Origin of the sequence: Streptomyces sp. PT12, from assembly GCF_003311645.1 — a bacterium.
In the GTDB taxonomy this organism is placed as follows: Bacteria; Actinomycetota; Actinomycetes; order Streptomycetales; family Streptomycetaceae; genus Streptomyces.
On record NZ_QEST01000188.1, the window covers coordinates 34,485 to 55,421 of the forward strand.

The following is a 20,937-nucleotide window of genomic DNA, read 5'->3' on the forward strand; positions in this document are numbered from 1 at the left end:
AGAGGCGGACCACGCGCCGAACGGCCTGAACGCCGCGCCCGCGACTCAGCCGGGCTCCTCCCCGGGCTCCTCCCCGGGCTCCTCCCCGGCTTCGATGGGATCGCCCTTGCGGGTGCCGGTGCCATGGGTCTCGAGATAGCCGATCGTGTCCGCCGTCACCCCCGCGTGGTTCAACGCCCTGCGGATCGCGATCCGTTGACCCCGCGCGCTGGCCGCCGAGTACGCCTTCTTGCCCGCGCCGTCGTTGCCGATGCCCCAGCCCCTGATGACGCCGTGCACGGTGTCGCCGTCCGCGAGCGCGTGGTCGAGCCGCTTGAGCACCACGGCGGCCACGCCTGTGCCTCCGACGGTTCCGTCCGCGGCCGCGTCGAAGGACCTGAGCCGACCGGACCTGGAGAGGATCGAGCCCTCGATGTCGTCGAGGACGGCGGAGGCGCCGACGAAGTCGTCGCGCCGGTACAGCTCCTCGGGCACGCCCGCCGCGCGCAGCTCGGCGTCCGTGAAGCGGGTGAAGCGGTTCTCGCCCGCGTGGACGATGCGCCACAGCTCCTCGGGGGTGTCGGCCCCTGGCAGCCGGAACGCCGTCCCGATCACGGCGACAGGCGGGTCGGGCGTTTCGCCGCGCATCAGCCCTGTCCCTCCCGCACCGCGCCGTCGCCCTTCTCCGAGGGCCTGGCTCTCCCGGGCTCATCCGGCGTATCCGGTCCATCCGGTCCATCCGGCTCGTTCGACACGTCGGGGCGGTCGGGGACCCGGCGCACCACCAGCACGACCAGCAGGGCGAGCGAGAGGGCGATGGCCAGGCCGTGCAGGGAGGCGACGACCGTCAGCGGCGAGAAGGCTTCGAGCAGCGAACCGCTGACCAGCATCCCGAGCCCGAACCCGGCGTTCTCGGCCGATGCGGAGAGCCCGAAGACGCGGCCGCGCTGCTGGTCGGGGACGGCTTGCAGCCTGGAGACATAGACCACCTCGGTGATGCCGTCCGCCGCTCCGGCGACGAGCGCCACGACGAGCGTGGGCGCGACGGGCAGCCCGCTGAAGACGACGATGAACGCCGCGGACATGACGCAGGCGCCGATGGCGAAGGCCCGCTCGCCCAGGGTGCGCCCCGTCCTGGCGCTGTAACGGGTCAGCACCTGCTGGGCAATGATGTTCCCCGCCGCCCAGGTCGCCCAGAACTGGCTGATGAAGGTGGCCGGATGATCCGGGTCGAGCAGACTTGAGTGGACGGGCAGCGCCACATTGTGCGACGAGGACCCCAGGCCGTCCACGGCCCTCAGGGCGATCATCGCCATCAGCACCGGCGCGGTGGCGAGCAGCAGCCTGACGGACCAGCGCGAGGCGCCGTCCGCGCCGCCCTCCGCGCCCTTGGTCCCCTCGGCCAGGCGCCTGGTGCGGATCGGCAGCGCCAGCAGGATCGACGAGGACACCAGGAACGTCGCCGCGTCCAGGACGAACGCCGTGGTGTAGCCGAGCTGTGCCACCACGACACCCGCGGAGGAGAAGCCCGCGATCATGGCGAGTGAACGCCCCGTGACCAGCCAGCTGTTGGCGCGCGCCCTGTGCTCGAATCCCACGATCTCGGGGATGCTGCTGCGCAGGGCCACCTGGGAGAGCGTCGAGCAGCTCCCGGTGACCACGGCCAGGCCGTACAGCAGGGCGACCCGGCTCGCCTCGGGGGCCAGCGTCAGCGTCAGGAGCGCCACGGCCTGGCAGAGGTCGGCGCCGACGATCAGCCGCTTGCGGTCGTACGCCGAGACGAGGCGCCCGCTGACGAAGCCAGCCGCCACGCTCGTGCCGAGCCGCACGGCCATGAAGAGCCCGGCGGCCAGTGCGCTGTCCGTGACGTCGTAGACGAAGACGTTCAGCGCCACCATGTTGAGATAACTGCCGTACGCGGATATGCCGTTGCCGAGCACAAGCAGCCGAAAGTGCTTCACGCGCACCCCTCCCTGGGCGACAGGGGAGGTGCGCTCCGATCGCCGCCGCCCTCTCACTCATCTCGCCGGACCGGTCGTCCCGCGCCCCTCGCGTACCGCGAAGCTCTCCACACCCCTCGTGTACCTGCCAACTCGGTCATGCACTGCCCGCCCGCCGTCGGCTTCACACCAGCCGGACGACGATTGCGCCCACGGGCGATCGTGACGTGGGCGGGCGGGCTTCGATGGCGCGGGCTCGCGGATCCGGCCGACGGCCCGGCCGCCGACGCGACGGGGGCGGTGCCGGGCTACGTCGGCCGTGTCGGCCGTACGGGACGCGTCAGCGTGTGCCCTCGCGGGGCGGGTTCGCTCGCGGCCTGATGGTGGCGTTGGGCAGGGCGGGGGCGGGCAGCCGGTCGCCGTCGTAGCCCTCGACGGTGCCGAAGCGGTCGGTGCCGTCCTGCCAGGCGGCGCGGGCCTTGAGGATGTCGTCGTGGCTGCGGCCGATGAAGTTCCACCACATGACGATCTCCTCCTCGAAAGGCGGCCCGCCGAGCAGGAGCGCCCTGGCCGCTTCGTCGGAGGCGTTGGTCAGCGTGAGGGTGCCGTTCCCTGGCTCGAGGTAGCCCAGTTCCGCCCGGCGCACCAGGGTGTCGGCCATGCGGACATGGCCGTGGTCGACGAGGAGGCCGTGCTCGAAGCCGGAATCCACGGCGAGGGTGACCGTGGCGTGCGGCTGGAGGACGATCTCGGCGCCGAGCAGGGGGGTGAAGGTCCGCACCGGCGATGTGACCCCGGCGAGGGAGCCGAGGAAGACCCTGGCCTCGGCCCCCTCAAGCCGCAGGGGGCCGGGGATGTGGTGCTGGAAGTCCCGGGCGGCGCCGCGGTGCGCCTCGGGCAGCGCCACCCACAACTGGACACCGTGCAGCACGGTGGTCCGCGCCGTGGAGACCTCGGAGTGGGCGATGCCGTGCCCGCCCGTCATGAGGTTCAGCTCTCCTGGCCGGACGAGGGCATGGCTGCCCAGGCTGTCCCGATGCTCGACCTCCCCGCTGAACAGCCAGCTCACCGTTTGCAGGCCGGTGTGCGGGTGCGGGGGGACGTCCATCCCGCCCGTGGCGGCGACATCGTCAGGGCCGTAGTGGTCGGCGAAGCACCAGGCCCCGATCAGCGTCCTGGCCCGCTGCGGCAGCGTGCGCCGCACGGTGATCGCCCGCGGGCCGCCCAGCGGCACCTCGCGCGGGGCCAGGACCTCCACCCGCGGCGCGCCCCGCTCGCCGTCGGCCGGTGCTCCGCAGCTCAGCACGTCCGGCTCCGTCTCGATGTTGCTCACCGCCGACATCCTTCCACTCGATCGACGCCTAGTTTATATGTCAACTAGCATCGGTGGCTGAAGGTACACCCTGATCCGCCGCCCCACGCCACGGTGGAACGAACGCGGCCGCGGCGGCCCGAAGAAGGAGCGCGCGTTGAGCGACACGACCCCCGGCCCCGCGGCTCGGCGGATCTTCATCGACAAGCAGAGCCCCGAGCCCTATCGCGCGCTGCTCAAGACCGCCGAAGCGGTCCGCGCCGCTGCCGCCGCCGCGGGCCTGGAGCGCACGCTCGTGGAGCTGGTCAACCTCCGCGTCTCGCAGATCAACGGCTGCGCCTACTGCCTCGACGTGCACACCAGGGCCGCGCTGCGCGCCGGTGAGACCGCCCAGCGCCTCGGCGTGCTGGCCGCCTGGCGGCACACGGACCTGTTCACGCCGCGCGAGCGCGCCGCCCTCGCCCTGGCGGAGGCCACCACCCATCCCGCGGACGACGCCGCCCAGGAGGCCGCCTACGCCGCCGCCCGCCGGGCGCTCACGGACGACGAGATCTCCGCGGCGATCTGGGTGGCGACCGCCATCAACGCCTTCAACAGGGTCTCGATCATGAGCGGGCACCCCGTGCGCGAGAGCTCCCGGCGACCGCCGAGGTGACCCGCGCCCTCGGTCCTCCCCTCGGTCCTCAGGGCGCGACCGGGTCGCCTCAGGCGCCTCGGGCCTGGGGTCCACCCCTCCGACGCATGCCGGTAAGTCACCAGCTCAGGCAACTAGTTGACACCTCAACTAGTGACACCTAACGTTGATGACGCGTCAACCAAATGGTTGGGGTCGCGCGTAGGTCGGCCCGTGTTCGGCCGCGCCGCGGGCCCGTGGGCGCGAACCCCCAGAAGAGGAAACATTCGTGAGCACCCAGAACAAGGCCGGACTCGACGCGCTGCTGACGCCGCGGGAGAGCGTCCTGGTGCTGATCGACCACCAGCCGTTCCAGTTCGCCAACCTGAACAGCCACGAGCCGACGATGATCGTCAACAACGCCGTCGGGCTCGCCAAGGCCGCCAAGGTCTTCGACGTCCCGACGATTCTCACGACCGTTCTGGAGGAGCGCGGCGGCCTTCTCCTCCAGGATGTGCGGGACGTGTTCCCCGAGCAGCAGCCGATCAACAGGACCATCATCAACACCTGGGAGGACCAGCGCGTCGTGGACGCCGTCAAGGCGACCGGGCGCAAGAAGCTGATCATCGCGGGCCTGTGGACGGAGGTCTGTGTGGCGATGCCGTCCATCCAGGCGGCGGGCGAGGGCTTCGAGGTCTTCGTCGTCACCGACGCCTCGGGCGGTGCCTCGAAGGAGGCCCACGACATGGCCGTGCGGCGCATGATCCAGGCGGGCGTGGCGCCGATCACCTGGCTTGCCGTGATGAGCGAGTGGCAGCGCGACTATGCCCGCGAGAAGACTCTTCCGGGCCTCACCGAGGTCTTGCTTCAGCATGCCGGTGCCACCGGCGTGGCCTTCGCCTGGGAGTCGCAACTCCTCGCCACGGGACGTTCCTGACACGGCGCCCGACGTGACGACCGCGTCCGCTCCGCTGCGGCAGCAGCCGGTCGGACCGTCTCGCCCATGGGATCTGGCGCGAGGGCGTCAACAGCCGAGGTCGAGGCAGATCGTCGTGCCACCACCGGAACCGTCTTCCGGAGAGCGTGTCCTCCCCTGCGCGGAAGCTCTCGCCGACGCGTGAACGAGACTGACCGCAGCCTTGAGAGGACGGGCTGCCGAACATGTCGGCGGCCCGTCTTCGGCTTGCCTCATGGCGTGCACGCTCCACCACCGTGTCGGAACCATCGAGGAAGCGTCACCATGACCGTCACTACCGCGACCGACCAGGCGCGGCGCGACACCGAGATCGTGCTCACCGCCATGCGCGAGCTCTTCGCCGAGAGGGACATCACCGCGCTCGACCGGTACTGGGCCGAGCCCTATGCGCAGCACGATCCCCAGATGCACAGCGGTCTGGACACGCTCCGCGCCACGGTGCCGAGCCTGGAGGGCTTCTCGTGGGAGCCGCGGCGGATCGCCGCGCGAGGCGGCCTCGTGTTCACCCACGGCATCGTCCACGGCTGGGCGCCGAACCCCGTCGTCATCGTCGACATCTTCCGGCTGGACAACGGCCGGATCGTCGAGCACTGGGACGTCGTCCAGGACCTCACCTCCCCCGAGGCGACCGTCAGCGGCAACCCGATCATCTGACGACGCCAGGCAGACGGGGAAAAGCGGCGCGCCAGCGCCGATCCTCCCCGCCGAAGTACCGCTCGTGTGTGGGGCGTTGGCTCGCACGGCAACGCGCTCCACGCGTCACCGGCCGCGGGGCCCCGAGTGGTCGCAGTACGGCTGACGGCGGCTCCGCGCGCAGCCGCACAGCACGGCCCTGGTCTCGGCGCGCGGCCCTTCCGCCGTCTCCACGCTCAGCTCACCGCCTACGGTCAGCTGCCCGGTGGAGCCGCGGGTGATTCGCGTGGGTCGGTCCGGGATCTCCGTGCCGCCGTCCGCGAGCTCGTATCGCAGCGCGCCCGAGGGGCAGCGCCGCACCACGTCGGCCAGGCGGTCGGCGGCGGCGCCGTCAGGCCGGATCCACGGGCGCTTGCCCGGGGCGAAGACCTCGGGCAGGCCACGGACGCACTCGGCCGCGTGCAGACAGCGCACGGCCTCGAAAGTGACCGTGATCGCCCGCCCCTCGTAGGACTTCTTCTCGGATCCGCCGCTCATACCTGCCTCCGTCATCGCCGTGTCAGGGCGTTCAGTCGTTGACCTTGCTGCGGGACTGGTACAGCAGGTCCTGGTACTCGGGATGACCGGCGATCCACCCCGCGAAGAAGGGACAGGTCGCCAGCACCCGCAGGTTCGCGGCCCGTGCCTGGTCCAGGGCGGTGCGGGCCAGCGCGGACCCGACTCCCTTGCCTTCGTACGCGGGCTCGACCTCGGTGTGGACGAACGCGATGAGCTCCGAGGTGCGGATATACGCGGCGACGCCCGCGACCTCGGCCTCCCCGTCGACCCGGGCCTCGTACCGCTTCGCCGCGGGCGCGTCGCTCACTACAACCGCCATGTGTCCTCCATGCGTCCATACGTCCTCCGCGTGGGCCTCGCCCCACACTAGCCCTCTTAGGTTGACGTATCAACTTGTTCGCGTCGTGGGCGGGGCGGCGTCCGATCGGCGACGAGAGGGCTCGCCTGGGCGCATCGTTGTCACCGGAGTCACCGGTTGTCGCGTCGGCGCCGCCCTGGGGTGGCGGAGGCTCGGTCGGCGGCCCGTGCGCCGGAGCGCCCTCACCGGGCTGGCGCGGGTCGCGGTGGATGACGACTTCGCCGAGGCGCCGGAGGTGCAGCTGTCGGTGGATGGCAGCGGCATGTCGGTGTCGGCCGCCGAGGCGGTTGCGTTCGCCGACTCGCTGGAGTTGTTCGCGGCGCGGGTGCGGGGCCTGGCTCGGCTGGCGGTAGCCCAGTGAGCGACGAGCTTCAGGTCTTCGCGTTCGAGGGTGCCGAGGTGCGCACCGTGCTGGTCGACGGCGAGCCGTGGTGGGTCGCTGCGGACGTGGCTTCGGTACTCGACGTCGGCCGCACCCATGACGCGGTTCGGTCCCTCGATGACGACGAGAAGGGTGCGGAGACTATCCGCACCCTTGGCGGCGAGCAGACGGTGACGGTCATCAACGAGCCGGGGCTGTACTCGCTGATCCTCCGTAGCCGGAAGCCGCAGGCGAGGGCGTTCAAGCGGTGGGTGACGCACGAGATGCTTCCGGTGATCCGCCGGACGGGCGCCTATGCTCCCGGCCGGCGGGAGGTGTCGGCTGCTGCTGGCCCGTTGCCGTATCGGGAGCAGGCGGAGGTGTTGGCGATCTTGCGGCCGGTGTTGCCGGAGCCGTATGCCGTCGCCACGGGGAAGATCATCATGGCGCGGGTGATGGGGGAGCGGCCGGAGTTGGAGGCGGCGGAGACGCCGTTGTATGCGTCGACGTTCCTCGCGGAGAAGGGGCACAAGCCGAAGACGGTGGCGAAGTTCCAGTCGCCGTTCGGCCGGCGCGCGTCGGACCGCTACTTGAAGGTGCACGGCCGGCGTCCGGAGAAGATTCCGGGCCCGGCGGGGTCGCGGATCGACAAGGTGACGGTGTACTCCGAGGATGACCGGCCGTTGCTTGAGCAGGTGTACAGCGAGATGGCCGAGGTGATCCGCGCGTTCGAGGATGGCGCGCAGACCGCCATCGGAGCCTGACCGAAAGTCAGCGCCCTCGACCCAACTTCCCTGGGTCGGGGGCGCTCTCGTGTCTATGCGGCTTCGGTTGGGGGCCGCCAGTCTGGCTCGCGGATGTTGCTGCACCCGATGCACCAGTGCGACTTCTTCCACTCGGCGAGAGCGGCCTCGGCTGCCTCCACTTGGTTCCGGATGGCGGCGGCCATCACTATCCCGGCGGCAATGAGTAGTGCGCCGAGCGCGATGGCGCCGCCGCCTTGGGTGATCGCCAGGCCGCCGACGACGATGAGGCCGACTGGCCAGGTGTACTTCGCGTTGGGTATCTCCGGCGGCTGCATCAGGCGCCAGGATGGGCTCCCTTCACGGACCTCGTCGACTGCTTGCTGCATCGTCCGCAAGCTGCACAGTCCGCGACTGCATGGGTCGGACATGCCCGCCCCTTTCTCGTTGGTGACGGGCGGTGAACCTATGGGGCGCACGCGGGCGCGGCCCAATGCGCCGGGCGAAGACCGGACAGGGGCGGCGGCATCGCGGAAGGCCATGTCGGCCGACCTCCGTGCCCGGTTCGACTCCGGGATGCGCGACCTGGCGGCTGACCCCTACGACTGCGAGCGCGACCGCCGGGACGCGACGGTGGCCGGTGTGGCGGTGCGGTACTACGTCAGCCGCTCGGTCGTCACGGTCACCGTGGTCAGGCTGGTCTTCTACTGACGGGGGAGGGGTGGCCCGCTTCTGGGAGCCATCTGGGAGTGGAGCTCCCCGGCAGAACCCGGAACAAGCCCGGGGAACCCTGCGGAACGCAAAGAGATGGGCCCCGCCGCTGGCCTTCTGACCTGCGGCGGGGCCCATTCACCAGTCGGGACGGCGGGATTTGAACCCACGACCCCTTGACCCCCAGCGGCCGGACGAGGGGTGGGGGAGTGGGCGGTGCGTCCGGTGCCGCAGGTCAGGGCCTGTGCTGTCCGGTCCTCTGTCCGGCTGGGCCGGGGGCGTTCCCGTGAGTCCGTGAGAGACGTGTGAGAGCGCCGGCCCGGTCCGTGCGGTTGGCTGCTGTGCGTCGGCTGGGTGGAACCCCCGTTCGCATGCTACGCATACCCGGCCTTGCTGAACCGGAGGAAGGATTTGCACGCCATGGCCAGGAGTTCCACCCGCGAGCGGGCGCCGATGTCCGAGGGGGAGTTGCTCGCTCTCCCGCCCGCCATCGATCTGGAGACCGCGAACCGTGCGCTCGCGCTGAGCCGCAGCACCGGGTACGACCTTGCGCGCCGCTCGGAGTACCCCTGCCGGGTTCTGCGACTGGGACGCTCCTACCGCGTGGTCACCGCAGACCTGCGGCGCCTGCTCGGAGTCGAGCCCGGAGAAGTCGTCAGTGACGGCTCCGGAACGCGCGACTGAGGCGGCACAAGGCGAAAGGAAAGCGGACGATTCCACTCAACTTCCGGGGTGCTTGCGGAAGAAGTTGTGTGATGTGTGTTTTACGGTGCCGTCCGCGTGCGCATTGTGCAGAAGGTTGATCGTTGACATGCACAGGCGTGACCGAGTGTCGTCCTCCCCGCACCGGGGCGGGGCTCCGCCGCGCGCCCGGCACCTGGAGGGGTGGGGAACGTGGCGCGCGCAGGATCACGCCTGGGTTCATGGCGGGCTGGTGTGGCGTTGCTGGGGGCGGTCCTGTTGCTGCCGCTGCTTCCCGGAGGAGGCCAGGGGGCCGTCGCCGCGGAGAACGTTTCGCGCGCGGAGAACGCGGCCGCGGACGCCGGCGGAGCGATCGGTGAGGACGAGGCCCTGGCGGAAGCGGCACGTTCCGGGGCGTCCGTCGAGGTCTTGGGGCTGACGACGGAGACCAGCCAGACATTCGCCGAGCCCGACGGAACGTTCACCACCGTGGAGTCCCTGCGGCCGGAACGCGTGCGCGACGCGGACGGCGGCTGGGCCGATGTGGATCCGACGCTGCAGGTCCTGCCCGGTGGTGGGCTGGTGCCGGCGGCTGCGGCCTTGGACGTGGTGGTCTCCGAGGGCGGGGATCAGCCGATGGTTTCCCTGTCGGCCGTCGGCGGCCGGGATCTGACCGTGGACTGGCCCGGGGAACTGCCCGCGCCGGAGGTCTCCGGCAATGTGGCCGTCTACCCCGAGGTTCTGCCGGGCGTCGACCTGAGGGTCCGTGTCGAGGCCGACAACGTTTCGCACGTCCTGGTGGTCAAGACGCCCGAGGCCGCGGCCGATCCGGCGCTCGACGAGCTGGTGCTGCCGGTGTCGGGCGAGGGCCTTGAGGTGCGTCCGAACGAAGAAGGGGGTCTGGAGGCCGTCGACGAAGGGGCGGGCGGCGTGGTCTTCTCCGCTCCCCAGCCCATGATGTGGGACTCGTCCTCGGCGGCCACCGCGCCGGAGGGCGCCGGGGCGCGTGGCGCCACGGCCACCGCGGACGAGGACCCTGCCGATGGCCCTGGTGACGCCGCACGGCTCGCGCCGGTGACGGCCGAGGTCTCCTCCGACGGCGGCTCAGTGGTGCTGTCACCCGATCAGGAACTGCTGCGGGGCGAGGAGACGGCGTACCCGGTGTACATCGATCCCCAGTGGGAAGCGCCGCGCGCCACCGAGTGGGGGATGGTGTCGAGCTACCACCCCAACAGCTCCTTCTACAAGTTCTCCGGGAGCGAGGGCGTGGGGATGTGCCCCTTCGACTACGACCCCAACTGCAACTACCGCGACGTGAAGCGTCTCTTCTACCAGATACCGACCTCGCGCTTCGCGGGCAAGTCGATCATCACGGCCGAGTTCGTCATCAGGAACAACCACTCCTTCAACTGCACGCCCCAGCAGGTCGAGCTGTGGCGCACCCGGGACGTCAGCGCGGGTACCACCTGGAGCAAGCAGGAAGCCGACGGGTACTGGATCGACCGGCAGCAGACGCTGAACGAGGCGCATGGCTACGGTTCCGACTGTCCGGCCGGCGACATGGAGTTCTGGGCCGGCCGGGCCGTCGCCGACGCCGCCAGGAATGGCTGGTCGTCGGTCACCTTCGGCCTGCAGGCATCGGTGGAGACCGGCTACCAGGCGTGGAAGCGTTTCGACGACTCGGCGTACCTGCGGGTCAACTACAACCGGCCCCCGAGTCAGCCGCGTATCGCGGACCTGAGCATGCACCCGGGCGGGGCCTGCGTGCGGATCGGCGACGCCACGTGGACAAACGCGCTGCCCCGCGTCTACGCCGAGGCGCGGGATCCCGACGGGGACGACGTGGCCGTCCAGTTCCGGGTGGGCCGGCACACAGGAAGCAGTTTCGATGTCCTGTGGACCTCGGCGCGGTCGACGGCAGCCGCAAGCGGCTCCTCCTTCAGCTACCAGCTGCCGAGCACGCTGCCGCGTGGGGACTTGCTCGGCTGGGGGGTGCGGGCCTGGGACGGCTACGCCTGGGGCCCGTGGAGCTATGCCGGCTCGGCGACGGCCTGCTACTTCCGTTACGACCCGACGAAACCCGCGGGACCGGCGATCGACTCGGACCAGTATCCGGAGTCGGATCCGCAGAATCCGCAGGACCCCTGGCTGAACGGAGTGGGCCGCTACGGCACCTTCACCCTGGACTCGGCCTCGTCGGATGTCGTCCGGTACACCTACGGCATCAACGGCAATCCCGATCCGCGGAACGTCGTGGCGACCTCGGGCGGTGCGGCTCGTGAGGTGTCCTTCATGCCGACCGAGGTGGGGGTCAACTGGGTCACGGCCCAGGCCTTCGACGCCGCGGGCAACGTCAGCTCCATCAGCACCTACCGCTTCCGGGTCCGCACCGGACAGCCGGAGCGCGCCGCCTTCGGGCTGGACGAGGAGCCGGGTGCCGCCGAGACGGTGGGCCGGGGTGGCGCGTACGAGGCGACGCTGAGCGGCGGTGCCCAGCCGGGTGGTGAGGGTGTCACCGGCACCGGGCTGCATCTCGACGGAGTGGACGATCACGCGCGCACCCCGGGCGGCGTCGTGGACACCACGCACAGCTTCAGTGTGGCGTTCTGGGCACGGTTGCCGGAGGACAAGGAAGACCGCTCGATGGTCGCGGTGTCTCAAGTCGGGGCGAATCGCTCGTCGTTCGAGCTGCACCATTCCTCGGCCTACGGAGGCTGGGTGCTCTACCGGCAGACCAACGACGAGCTGGACGGCACCCAGGCCGTGCGGGCCGCCCAGCCGGCCTGCCCGGCGGGGGACACGGCGTGCCAGGACGCACGGCTCGGTGAATGGACCCACGTGGTCGGCGTCACGAACGTGGCCGATGGCGCCATGCGGCTCTACGTCGATGGCGCACGAGTGGCGAGCGCCGTCTACACGACGCACTGGGACGCCGGAGCCTCCCTGCTCCTCGGTGCCTCCGCCCACCGGGGCACCGCCACAAACTTCTTCGCCGGCGACCTCGACCAGGTGCGCCTGTACGACTACGCACTCGATGACGCGGATGTCGCCGCACTGCACGACGGCCAGCCGGTGGCCACCCCCGAGCGCCCGGCAGAGGCGATCTGGGAACTGGACGAACCCGCGGACGCGGCCCTGGTGACCGGCCGCGGCGAGAACCTCCCCGCGACGCTGCACGGCGGGGCCGGGCTGGGCGGTGAGGGTGTCTCCGGAACCGGGCTCCACCTGGACGGAGTGGACGACTACGCGGTCCACCCGCTGCCCCCGGTTAATACCTTCAACAGCTTTTCCGTCTCGCTGTGGGCACGGCTCCCGGACGACAAGCCGGATGTCCCGATGGCCGCGGTCACCCAGGAATCCAGTGGCAACGCCGCGTTCGAGATCTATCACTCCACGGCTCTGGGCGGCTGGGTCTTCTCCCGCGCCAGGGCCGACGACGCCAGCGCCGGGATCGTCCGCGCGACGCAGGAGGCGTGCCCGCCCGACGTGGGCACCTGCCCGGCCTCGGGCGTCGGGGAGTGGACGCATGTGGTGGCGGTCTACGACGACGTCGCTCGCACCATGACGCTCCACATCAACGGAGAGGCCGTCGACACCGTTTCCTATACCGATCGGTGGACCCCGCGTGGACCGCTGTATCTCGGCGGCGCGTTGCACGGAGCCGAGGTAGCCGGCCTCTTCCAGGGCGACCTGGACGAAGTCCGGGTGTACGACCGGGTCCTGGCCGGCGGCGAGGTGCAGGATCTCTTCCTGCGCAACCCGACTCTGGCCGGACGCTGGCGTCTGGACGGGGCGAGCGGCACGCCCGCTGTCACGCCCGAGGCCGCCGGAGTCGGCCCGGGCGCCACTCTGAACGGCGACGCCGGTTTCGCCCCGGGCATCATCGGTTTCAACAACGCGCTGTCCCTGGACGGCGTCGGCGACTGGGCCGCGACAGCCGAACCGCCGTTCAACTCCCGGGGCAGCTGGTCCGTGAGCGCCTGGGTTTCCGCACCTGGCCGCCCTCAACGCGACTCCGCCGTCCTGTCGTTGGCCGACAGCCACAACAGCGCCTTTGTCGTGCGCTACGTACCCGACCCGTCGAGCCCGGAGACCGCGGGCCGCTGGCAGCTGGACATCGCGCAGGCGGATGGTTCGACTGCCACCCACTTCGTGACCGAGCACACCAACTATCAGCTCTCGCTGGGCTGGAACCATCTGGCCGTGGTCTACGACTCGTTCGCCGACCAGATGCTCCTGTACGTGAACGGCGAGCTGCTGTCACTGGGCTGCGGCGATGACGACACGGACGGGTGCACGGATGTGGTGTCGTGGCGTTCCGAGGCGTGGCCGTTCGAGGCGGACGGCGGGCTGCAGATCGGCAGGGCCCGGGTCGACGGAGCCTGGGGCGAGTACTGGTCCGGCGCGATCGACGACGTCTGGGCTTTCCGTGGGGTGCTGAGCGAGGACGCCGTCCGCAGGCTCGCGTACTCCGCTCGTGACGAGGACATCAACACCCCCTGAACCGGCGTGTCCACCCCGCGCTGTCGGTGGCCGATGCCGACAGCGCGGCCCGGCACTGAGCACCCCCGGACTTCGCATCACCACTGCCCTGCGTGAGGAAAGGCGGCCACGGGCACCATGAGTACCAGCGTGTCGAGACGGAGAAGCGCCGGATCCCGACCTCGCGGGCGGCGCTTGCGATTCCCGCTCACCACTGCTCTGGCGACCGCACTGCTCGTCGGTCTGCTCCCCGCCACCGCGGTGGCCGCGACGAGCACGGAGGAGGGGACCGGGCGCCCCGAGACATCCGACCCGCAGGAAGCGGTTGAGGGCGGCGACGGCACGGTGCTGCCGCGTCCCGTCGGAGAGGCCGATCCGCTTCCCGAGCCGCGCGCCCACTGGCCGGCCCCTTCCGTCACCACACTGCCGGTCGGCGACAGATCCGACGCGCGGGAATCCTCCACACACGCCGACGACGGCGCTTTCGCCCCCGGCGCCCAGCCGGTCACGGCCGACCCGAACGCTCCGGTCAGCCTCTTCCCGGCCTCGACCACAGCCCGTTCAGGAGCTGCCGACGACACCCACGCCGTCGAACGCGCCAGTGTCGAGATAGCCGACCGCGAGAGCACCGGCCGCGCCGGCATCGACGGGCTGCTGTTCAGCGTCGCCGACCCCGATGCCCGTACAGGGGCGCGCGACGCCGGTCGCGAGGTCGGCATCGCGGTGAACTACTCCGCTTTCGCCCAGGCGTTCGGCGGCGGCTGGGCCGGACGGCTCAGCCTGGTCGCGCTGCCCGCCTGCGCGATGACCACCCCGGATCGTGAGGAGTGCCGCGAGCGGACCCCGGTCGACGCGGTCAACGACACGGAGGCCCGCACACTCACGGCCGGCTCCGTCGCACTCGGCGGCACCGGGACCGTGCTCGCCGCCGTGGCCGACGACAGCGGTGAGACCGGCGATTACACGGCCACTGAACTGTCGTCCTCCGCCACTTGGTCGGTCGGCCTCAACTCCGGTGACTTCTCCTGGTCCTACGACGTTCCGGTGCCCGAAGTGCCCGGCGGTCTCAAGCCGTCCGTCGGCATCAGCTACTCCTCCGGCTCGATCGACGGGCGGACCTCCTCCACCAACAACCAGTCCTCCTGGCTGGGCGACGGCTTCGAATGGTGGCCCGGCGCCATCGAGCGCTCCTATCACGCCTGCTCCGACGAGGACGTGGAAAAGGACGGCGCCAAGGTCGGCGACCTGTGCTGGGCCTACGACAACGCCACCCTCACCATGAGCGGTGGCCGGGCCGGCCAGCTCGTCCCCGACGGCGACAACCGGTGGCGCCTGCGGAACGACGACGGCACCCGCATCGAGCATCACACCGACGCCGACCGCGCCAACGGCGACAACAACAACGAGTACTGGAAGGTCACCACTCCGGACGGCACCCAGTACTTCTTCGGCTACAACCGGCTGCCGGGCTGGACCTCCGGGGACACGGAGACCGAGTCAACCTGGTACGCCCCGGTCTACGGCAATGACTCCGGCGAACCCTGCCACGCGTCCTCCTTCGCCGAGTCCTGGTGCCAGCAGGCCTGGCGCTGGAACCTGGACTACGTCGTCGACCCGCACGGCAACGCGGTCACGTACTACTACGACCGCGAGTTCAACTCCTACGGCCGGTATCTGGAGGCCACGGACGACACGCGCTACGTGCGCGGCGGCCTGGTCGACGAAATCCGTTACGGGCTGCGCTCCGACGACCTGCACGACGCCGAGCCGCTGGCCAAGATCACCTTCGCCACCGCGCAGCGCTGCCTGCCCTCCGGTGACGTCACCTGCGACGCCGACACCATCGAGGACGACGCGACCTACTGGTACGACACCCCGTGGGACCTGAACTGCGAGGCGGACACCGACTGCGACGAAGGACGCTTCTCCCCGACCTTCTGGACGCGCCACCGGCTGACCGGCATCACCACCCACACCCTTGACTCCGCCGGTGCGTTCACGCCCAACGACACCTGGGAGATCGGCTACCGCTGGGGCACGGCGGACATCGACTACTCCCTCCTGCCGACCTCCATCCAGCGCACCGGCCGGTCCGCCTCCCCGGCGATCACGCTGCCGCCCACCGAGTTCCTCTACGAGCAGGGGGCGAACCGCCTCGACCGGCTCGGCGACGGCACCGCTCCCTTCATCAAGCACCGTCTGTCGACCGTCACCGACGAGACCGGCGGTCAGATCGACGTCAACTACTCGGACGCGGCCTGTGACTGGGACGCGCTGCCCACACCGCAGACGAACAGCACCCGCTGCTTCCCCCAGTACTGGACACCGTCCGGCGCCCCGGAACCCGAACAGGAGTGGTTCAACAAGTACGTCGTCGACGACGTCACGGTCCGGGACCGCACCGGCGGCGCCCCCGAGTCGGTCACCAGGTACACCTACTACGGCGGCGGTGCCTGGCACTTCGACGACGACGACGGCCTGACCGAGGAAGAGCACAAGACCTGGTCCCAGTGGCGCGGTTACGGCTTCGTCCGGGTCCAGGCCGGCGGTCCCGAAGGCATGACGACCCAGGCCGACCACTACTTCCTGCGCGGCATGCACGGCGACCGCGCCGGGCCCGACGGCGGTACGGAGGACGTCACGATCGACGACGGTGAGGGCGGCACCCTCACCGACCATGCCGCCCACGCCGGTTACGAGTACCGCACCCTCACCTACTCGCGCCCCAACGGCGTCGTGCTGGAGAAGAGCCTCCACACCCCGTGGCATCACGAGACCGCGTCGCTGACCCGTGACTGGGGCACCATCACCGCCAATCTCAGCGGGACCGCCGTGCAGCGGGCGTTCACCTCCCTGGACGGCGGCGTCGGCCAGGAATGGCGGGAGACCCGCACCGACACCACCCTGGACACGATCGCCGCACGCCCCACGCGCGTCGCCGACCTCGGGGACGTCACGACGGCGGACGACGACCGGTGCGCTACCACCGCCTACGTCGACAACACCGGCGCGAACATCCTGGGCCTGCCCTCCCGTCAGCGCTCGTGGACCGGCTCCTGCGCCAGCCCGCCCACGACGGCCGACCGGATCATGTCCGACACCCGCACCGCCTACGACGACGGTGCGTTCGGTGACGCGCCCGTCCGCGGTGACGCGACCACCAGCCAGACCATCGAGGGCTTGGACAACGGCTCGCCGACCTACCGCACCACCACCGCGACCTTCGACACGTACGGCCGGCCGCTGACCACCACCGACCACGCCGGTCGCACGACCACGACCCGTTACACCCCGGCCACCGGCCGTCCGGTCACCACCTCGGTCACCACGCCACCGGCCGACCCCGCCCGCCCGGCCTCCGCCCAGGTCAGCACCACGGAGTTCGACGACATCCGTGGCATCCCCCTGCGCACCACCGACACCAACAACTTCATCACCACGCTTCGGCACGACGCACTCGGCCGCCTGACCCACGTCTGGCAGCCGGACCACGCGGTCAACGGAAGGCCCACCTACCAGTTCGGCTACCGCATCGAAGAGGGCAAGATCGTCGCGGTCAGCACGACCACCCCGTTCGGCACCGGGACCAAGACCGAGTACACGCTGTACGACGGCCTGCTCCGCCCGCGCCAGACACAAGCCATCGGCCCCGACGGCGGGCGTCTCCTGACGGACACGATCTACAACGGGATGGGCCAGACCGCGCTCTCCTACGACGCCTACTACGCCGCTGACCCGCCCGAGGCCGATCTGTTCCGCCCGGACCAGCCGGCTGTGATCGACTCCCAGACCGCCTTCACTTACGACGGCCTGGGCCGGGTGCTCACCGAGCGCCACATCGAGGGCAACGGCGACGGGACCGAGGGCGAGTGGGCGCGCAGCACCTACACGTACGGCGGCGACCGGGTCCACGTCAATCCGATCGACGGCGCCACCGCCACCACGACCCTCACGGACGCCCGTGGGCAGACCACCGAGCTGTGGCAGTACGAGGGCTCGTCGCCCGATGGTCCGCACGACGTCACCCGTTATGAGCACGACGCCCGCGGCCAGTTGATCCGTGCCGAGGACCCGGCGGGCAACGTCTGGAGCTGGGATTACGACCTGCTCGGCCGGCAGATCAGCAGCACCGATCCCGACGCGGGCACCATCACCCGCACCTACAACGACCGCGACGAGATCGCCACCCTCACCGACGCCCGCGGCGAGACCCTGCACCACAGCTACGACGACCTCGGCCGCAGGACGGCCACCCGCTCCGGCTCGGCCACCGGCACGCTGCTCGCCTCCTGGACCTGGGACACGGTCCGTGAGGGGCAGCTCGGCCGCTCGACCCGTTACGGCCCGAACGGGGAGGAGTACGTCAACCGGATCAACCTCTACGACGGCCGATACCGACCCGTTTCCACCTCGGTGATCATCCCCTCGGTACCCGGCGAGGAAGGACTGGCGGGCACCTATACCAGCGGCACCCAGTACAACGTCGACAACACCGTCCAGTCCTACGGCTATCCGAGAGCGGGCAACCTCGCCGGCGAGGTCCTCACCCCGAACTACGACGCCATCCGGAGGACGACCGGCCTGACCGGCTCGGGGAACGTCAGCTACGTCGGTGACGTCACCTATACGCACATCGGCCAGCCGCTCCAGTTCACGTTCACCGGTGGCGGATCCAAGGCCACCTGGGTCACCAACTCCTATGAGGGCGGCACCCGGCGCGTCCACGACACCCGCGTCGACCGCGAGGACGTCCCCGGCGTCGACCTGTCCATCACCTATGCCTACGACGACGCGGGCAACGTCCTGTCCCTCGCCGACGCTTCGGCCGGGGACACCGACAACCAGTGCTTCGAGTACGACCACCTGCGCCGCATGACCGAGGCGTGGACCGAGGGCGACAGCACCTGTTCCTCATCCCCCGCGACCGACGTGGTCGGCGGCCCGGCGCCGTACTGGACGAGCTACGCCTTCGACGCGGTGGGCAACCGCACGCAGCAGGTCGAACACGCCCTGACCGCGGGCGGGACGGACACCACCACGTCCTACACCTACCCGGCCGCCGGCACCGACCAGCCACACACACTGCGGTCCGCGACCACCGAGGGCCCCGGCGGCACGTCGCTGAGCACCTACGACTACGACGTCGCCGGCAACACCACCACCCGCCTCATCGGCGGCGACGAACAGACCCTCACATGGGACGCCGAGGGCCACATCGCCTCCGTAGAGGGGCCCGAGGGCACTACCTCATTCCTCTACGACGCCGACGGCAGCCGACTGTTGCGCCGCACCGCCGGTGAGACCGTGCTCTCCCTCTTCGGCACCGAGATCGTGCTGGACAAGACGGACAACTCGGTTGAGGCCCGCCGCTTCTACGATCTCGGTGGCGGTCACTCGGCGGTCCGGGAGAACGACGGCACCGTCCATCTGCAGATAGCCGACCACCACGGCACGGCCTATCTGAGTGTCGACACCAGCACCCAGGCGCTGACCCAGCGGCGCAGCACCCCGTTCGGCGCGCCCCGTGGTGAACAGCCCACCGCATGGCCGGACGAACGGACCTTCGTCGGCGGCACCCAGGACCCCACCGGCCTGATCCACCTGGGTGCCCGCCTCTACGACGCCGACGCCGGCCGCTTCATCAGCGCCGACCCGATCCTGGACCTGACCGACCCCCAGCAGATCAACGGCTACGCCTACGCCCACAACAACCCGGCCACGCTGAGCGACCCCAGCGGGCTCATGGAGCCGGAGTGCTGGAACGGCCCCAGCCACTGCACCTATGACGGCTCGGGTCGCATCACCAAGGTCGAGAAGAACGACGGCTACGCCGGCCCCTACGGTTCGGAGAGCGAAGCCCTGGCAGCGGCCAGTGAGCAGAACGCCACCTGCCAGCGCCACCAGTGCGGAGCGCCTCCCGTCACTGTCGCGTCGATCGTGCCGCCCGAACCCATCCTGATCCCCGTTGTCCAGGAGAGCACCGGCGGGGGATTCTGGGACTCCCCCCTGGGCAAAGGCCTCCGGTTCGTCGGCGAGCTGATCGGTGTCAACGACGCCATCGACTGCGTGTTCAACGGCGACATGCTCGCCTGCGGCGCGACGCTCGTCTCCCTGGCTACGGGTGGATCAGGCAGACTCGCCACCCTCGCGGCACGCTATGGAGACGACGCCTTCAGCCTCGTCAGACGCGGCGACGAGATCATGGCCTGCGTCGTCCCGCACTCCTTCCTGGCCGGCACCGACGTGCAGATGGCCGACGGCAGCCGCGAGGACATCGACGACCTCGAAGTCGGCGACGAGATCCTGGCCACCGACCCCGAGACCGGCGAGACCAAATCCCGACGTGTGGTGGCAACGATCATCACCGAGGAGGACAAGGAATACACCGAGGTCACCCTCACCACTCCGGAGGGCGAGACCAGCAGCATCATCGCCACCGCCCACCACCCCTTCTGGGACGAGGCCACCGGCACCTGGACCGACGCCGCCGACCTCACCCCCGGCGCCCAACTCCGCACCCCCGACGGCACCACAGCCACCGTCACCACCACCCACACCTACCAGGACACCGCCCGCACCTACGACCTCACCGTCGAAGAACTCCACACGTATTATGTACACGCGGGCAACACTCCAGTCCTGGTTCACAATACGGATTGCGGTGACATTGATCTCTATCGTGTATCGCACAGGGATCGTGGCACGAGTGAACTAGACAACGGGCTTTCCCCTGAGAATCATCCGCTTGATCTGGACGAGGGGCTCGATGGGTCTGCATACTTCGGAAACAGGCAGCGAGTCGAAGACTACGCGTCTCAACATCGCGACACACACGGTCAAGGGTTCCGGGTGACTGTTCCGTCACAATGGTTGAGGGAAAACGGCATCGAGCCGATGGAAGATTTCTTGAACGAAGGGGCAGTTGAATATGCTATACCGGCCCCCTTGTTCACGCAGTTCAATTCGTTCCCGCGTACTCCGTGGAAACCTGGAGATCAATGATGGGTATCTTGAGCGTATGCGACTATTCGCTCATTGAATGTCGAGTGACGAAACACCTGCACTACGGTCTGGTGGTCCATTCTGTCGTGGGTAGCATTCCCGGCTATGTCGACGAGTCTGCTATATCGGACGAGGATTTCACTCCGCGAGTTCACTGGCCACCCGAAGGGCGGCAGTTGACCTGTGTGGTGCTGGGGAAAGCTAGTGGTGGCAGGCTCCGCCTGAGTTCCCGTCCCCGCGATATTGAACTCATAAACTCCGTGGCTGATGTGGCGATAGCGCTGACTGCGTGGCGGCTGGCGCGAGACGATGAAGGAGATGTGAACGGCCTGGCGGGATTCTGGCAGTCGCCTGACGCCGCAGCTGTGTTGCGGTGGGCGCTCCGCCGCCCGGCGGACTCGATAGATCATGCACGAGCCACGGAGGCTATCGCCTTGGCACCGGAGATAGTTAAGGACTCACTGCGAGAGACGGGTCACCTTCCTGCCCGCCGAAGAGGCGATGAACCCGGGATAGGTTACCCGGAGGGTTAACCTCGTGCTTTCACGAGGTGGGCTGTCCAGAGGTTGATCACGAAGACAGAAAGTG

15 protein-coding genes are annotated in these 20,937 nt (G+C 69.8%); 9 read left to right on the forward strand and 6 right to left on the reverse strand.

Annotation, left to right across the window (positions count from 1 at the left end; all coding sequences use genetic code 11):
• Positions 1-45 precede the first annotated feature (45 nt).
• The 3 genes from DEH69_RS22510 to DEH69_RS22520 all read right to left on the reverse strand — a co-directional run bounded on the left by DEH69_RS22510 (position 46) and on the right by DEH69_RS22520 (position 3,252).
• Positions 46-627 carry a beta-ketoacyl synthase N-terminal-like domain-containing protein gene (locus tag DEH69_RS22510; RefSeq protein WP_113688824.1) on the reverse strand — a complete coding sequence of 194 codons (582 nt, stop codon included), beginning with the start codon at positions 625-627 and terminating at the stop codon, positions 46-48.
• Complete coding sequence (locus DEH69_RS22515; protein ID WP_113688825.1) at positions 627-1,940, reverse strand: MFS transporter; 1,314 nt, start codon at positions 1,938-1,940, stop codon at positions 627-629. The genes DEH69_RS22510 and DEH69_RS22515 overlap by 1 nt, the downstream gene beginning before the upstream one ends.
• Before the next feature lie 319 nt (positions 1,941-2,259).
• The gene (locus DEH69_RS22520) at positions 2,260-3,252 is read right to left on the reverse strand and encodes a pirin family protein (RefSeq protein ID WP_113688837.1); all 993 of its coding nucleotides are present in this window, start codon (positions 3,250-3,252) and stop codon (positions 2,260-2,262) included.
• Between the two features lie 136 nt (positions 3,253-3,388).
• On the opposite strand from DEH69_RS22520, the gene DEH69_RS22525 reads away from it, so the two are divergent.
• From DEH69_RS22525 to DEH69_RS22535, 3 genes are all read left to right on the forward strand, one after another.
• Positions 3,389-3,886 (forward strand): carboxymuconolactone decarboxylase family protein, encoded by a 498-nt coding sequence (locus tag DEH69_RS22525; protein ID WP_113688826.1) that lies wholly within the window; start codon positions 3,389-3,391, stop codon positions 3,884-3,886.
• 247 nt (positions 3,887-4,133) lie between these two features.
• Positions 4,134-4,781, forward strand: a complete 648-nt coding sequence (locus DEH69_RS22530; protein ID WP_113688827.1) for a hydrolase — start codon at positions 4,134-4,136, stop codon at positions 4,779-4,781.
• A gap of 303 nt (positions 4,782-5,084) precedes the next feature.
• The gene (locus DEH69_RS22535; RefSeq protein ID WP_181727558.1) at positions 5,085-5,474 is read left to right on the forward strand and encodes a nuclear transport factor 2 family protein; all 390 of its coding nucleotides are present in this window, start codon (positions 5,085-5,087) and stop codon (positions 5,472-5,474) included.
• A gap of 105 nt (positions 5,475-5,579) precedes the next feature.
• Here the strand turns inward: DEH69_RS22535 and DEH69_RS22540 are convergent, their stop codons facing one another.
• Together DEH69_RS22540 and DEH69_RS22545 are read right to left on the reverse strand one after the other, a co-directional pair.
• Entirely contained in the window at positions 5,580-5,990 is a 411-nt protein-coding gene (locus DEH69_RS22540; protein WP_113688828.1) for a (4Fe-4S)-binding protein, read from the reverse strand.
• A 31-nt stretch (positions 5,991-6,021) separates the two neighbouring features.
• Complete coding sequence (locus DEH69_RS22545) at positions 6,022-6,330, reverse strand: GNAT family N-acetyltransferase (protein ID WP_113688829.1); 309 nt, start codon at positions 6,328-6,330, stop codon at positions 6,022-6,024.
• Between the two features lie 244 nt (positions 6,331-6,574).
• Here DEH69_RS22545 and DEH69_RS31715 point away from each other — a divergent pair, with 244 nt between their 5' ends.
• Positions 6,575-6,730 carry a hypothetical protein gene (locus tag DEH69_RS31715; protein WP_220131325.1) on the forward strand — a complete coding sequence of 52 codons (156 nt, stop codon included), beginning with the start codon at positions 6,575-6,577 and terminating at the stop codon, positions 6,728-6,730.
• Positions 6,727-7,494, forward strand: coding sequence for a Bro-N domain-containing protein (locus DEH69_RS33495; protein ID WP_309302892.1), 768 nt, complete (start codon positions 6,727-6,729; stop codon positions 7,492-7,494). Before DEH69_RS31715 ends, DEH69_RS33495 begins: the two co-directional genes overlap by 4 nt.
• Positions 7,495-7,547: 53 nt before the next feature.
• Here DEH69_RS33495 and DEH69_RS22560 read toward each other — a convergent pair whose 3' ends face one another.
• Positions 7,548-7,862 carry a hypothetical protein gene (locus DEH69_RS22560; RefSeq protein ID WP_147255764.1) on the reverse strand — a complete coding sequence of 105 codons (315 nt, stop codon included), beginning with the start codon at positions 7,860-7,862 and terminating at the stop codon, positions 7,548-7,550.
• Positions 7,863-8,013: 151 nt separating this feature from the next.
• On the opposite strand from DEH69_RS22560, the gene DEH69_RS22565 reads away from it, so the two are divergent.
• The 4 genes from DEH69_RS22565 to DEH69_RS22580 all read left to right on the forward strand — a co-directional run bounded on the left by DEH69_RS22565 (position 8,014) and on the right by DEH69_RS22580 (position 20,349).
• Complete coding sequence (locus tag DEH69_RS22565) at positions 8,014-8,184, forward strand: hypothetical protein (RefSeq protein ID WP_181727559.1); 171 nt, start codon at positions 8,014-8,016, stop codon at positions 8,182-8,184.
• Positions 8,185-8,604: 420 nt separating this feature from the next.
• Complete coding sequence (locus DEH69_RS22570; RefSeq protein ID WP_258534882.1) at positions 8,605-8,868, forward strand: integrase; 264 nt, start codon at positions 8,605-8,607, stop codon at positions 8,866-8,868.
• 510 nt (positions 8,869-9,378) lie between these two features.
• Positions 9,379-13,368, forward strand: a complete 3,990-nt coding sequence (locus DEH69_RS22575) for a LamG-like jellyroll fold domain-containing protein (RefSeq protein WP_147255765.1) — start codon at positions 9,379-9,381, stop codon at positions 13,366-13,368.
• Positions 13,369-13,542: 174 nt separating this feature from the next.
• Complete coding sequence (locus DEH69_RS22580) at positions 13,543-20,349, forward strand: polymorphic toxin-type HINT domain-containing protein (protein ID WP_113688834.1); 6,807 nt, start codon at positions 13,543-13,545, stop codon at positions 20,347-20,349.
• The last annotated feature ends 588 nt before the right edge of the window (positions 20,350-20,937 follow it).

What these genes read in the sequence shown, in the direction of transcription:
- DEH69_RS22565 (WP_181727559.1), top strand. Translation starts at nt 8,014, where the DNA reads ATGTCGGCCGACCTCCGTGCCCGGTTCGACTCCGGGATGCGCGACCTG.
- DEH69_RS22510 (WP_113688824.1), bottom strand. Translation starts at nt 627, where the DNA reads ATGCGCGGCGAAACGCCCGACCCGCCTGTCGCCGTGATCGGGACGGCG.
- DEH69_RS22535 (WP_181727558.1), top strand. Translation starts at nt 5,085, where the DNA reads ATGACCGTCACTACCGCGACCGACCAGGCGCGGCGCGACACCGAGATC.
- DEH69_RS22560 (WP_147255764.1), bottom strand. Translation starts at nt 7,862, where the DNA reads ATGCAGCAAGCAGTCGACGAGGTCCGTGAAGGGAGCCCATCCTGGCGC.
- DEH69_RS22540 (WP_113688828.1), bottom strand. Translation starts at nt 5,990, where the DNA reads ATGAGCGGCGGATCCGAGAAGAAGTCCTACGAGGGGCGGGCGATCACG.
- DEH69_RS22545 (WP_113688829.1), bottom strand. Translation starts at nt 6,330, where the DNA reads ATGGCGGTTGTAGTGAGCGACGCGCCCGCGGCGAAGCGGTACGAGGCC.
- DEH69_RS22570 (WP_258534882.1), top strand. Translation starts at nt 8,605, where the DNA reads ATGGCCAGGAGTTCCACCCGCGAGCGGGCGCCGATGTCCGAGGGGGAG.